Origin of the sequence: Streptomyces sp. CB01881 (assembly GCF_002953255.1) — a bacterium.
Taxonomy (GTDB): Bacteria; Actinomycetota; Actinomycetes; order Streptomycetales; family Streptomycetaceae; genus Kitasatospora.
This window is the reverse complement of sequence record NZ_CP026498.1, coordinates 10,916,869-10,918,192: the sequence shown is the minus strand read 5'-3', so window position 1 is coordinate 10,918,192 and position 1,324 is coordinate 10,916,869. Positions and strand designations below refer to the sequence as shown.

Sequence of the window (1,324 nt, the reverse complement as noted above, 5' to 3'; positions counted from 1 at the left end):
GAGCCAGGCATGAGGTGACGGTAGATCTTGAACGTGATGTCGAGGCTGCGGTGGCCCATCCACTCCGCGACGTCCGTGATCGGGAGGTTGTGGGCGAGGCAGTTGGACGCGAAGAAGTGGCGGAGGCCGTAAAGGACCATGCCTTCGGGGATCCCGACGATCCCGGCCTTCTTGATCCGCCGCCACCGGTACTCCAGGTAGTAGTGCGCCATCGGCTTGCCCAGATCCTGCGGATGCCGAAGCAGGTAGCCGCCCACCGTGCCGTACTTGTCCGCGTACCACTCGATGGAGTGCTTGACATGAGCGGGGAGGGGAACGTCGCGGTAGTCGCCGACCTTGCGGTGCTTCAGGGGTCCGTAGTCCTTCGTGGTCTGGTTGACCTGCTCGGTGATCCGGTACACGTCGTCGGCGACGATGTTGTTGATGTTGACCGCCAGTACCTCGCCGTTGCGCATGCCGCAGCCGCTCATCAGGTCGGCCGCAAGACAGAACACATCGTCGCCGGCAACCCGGATGTCGCGGAGTTGCGCCGGAGAGGGGATGACGGCGCGCTTGGGGTTGTACTGCGGGGGCTTGACCCCCTCCAGCGGGTTCTCGTCGTAGAGCCCCAGTCGGTGTGCGTCCAGGAGGATGGACTTCAGCTTGTCGAAGACGTTGGCCTGGGTCGCCAGGGCCACGCCGTTGCGCTCCATGGTCTGGATGAACGCCTCGACGACCTTGTGGTCGAAGGTACCCATCCGGCGGCTCCGGAACGCCGGGTAGAGATGGTGCTCCAGCCGGGAGTCGAGGTGGCGCAGTGAGCCGGCGCTGAGGTCGCGCTGGCCGGCCCTCCACTCGGTGACGTACTCCTCGAACCGCGTTGAGCCGTACTTCTGGATGCGCTCAGCCTTGCGCTGGCTCTGCGGGTTGTTCTTCCGCGTCTGGTAGACCTCGGCGAGCCGGGCCTTGGCCTTGTCCTGGGTGGCGAAACCGGACTCCTCGGTCTGCTTCCCGGCAGCGTTGCGGTACCTGATCTTGTACTCGTGCGGGCACCTCGGCCATCGGCTCTCGGGGTGCTCGCACTCCTTGAAGAAGCTGCCCATGCCGCGGACGAGGTTGGTGGTGGCCATGGTTGACGACTCCCGGGTGACTTGCTGACCTTTTGCTGACCCCGGATGGTCGGCCGCGCCCCTGACCTGGGAAGAAACGCTAGATTCGTGATATGTGGTGGATCACCGCGACATTGGGGTGCTGGATGCGGGCGAGTGCCCGGGCCTCCCGCAGGACGCGTTCGCGCAGCTCATGGGCACCCTCGGGGTCGGCCTCGGCCATCGCCCGGCGGGCG

1 protein-coding gene is annotated in these 1,324 nt (G+C 65.7%); it reads right to left on the bottom strand.

All coding sequences use genetic code 11. The features are described from left to right. On the bottom strand, positions 1–1,109 hold a 1,109-nt coding region (locus C2142_RS36990; RefSeq protein WP_241003044.1), incomplete at its 3' end, for a tyrosine-type recombinase/integrase. Positions 1,110–1,324: the final 215 nt, after the last annotated feature.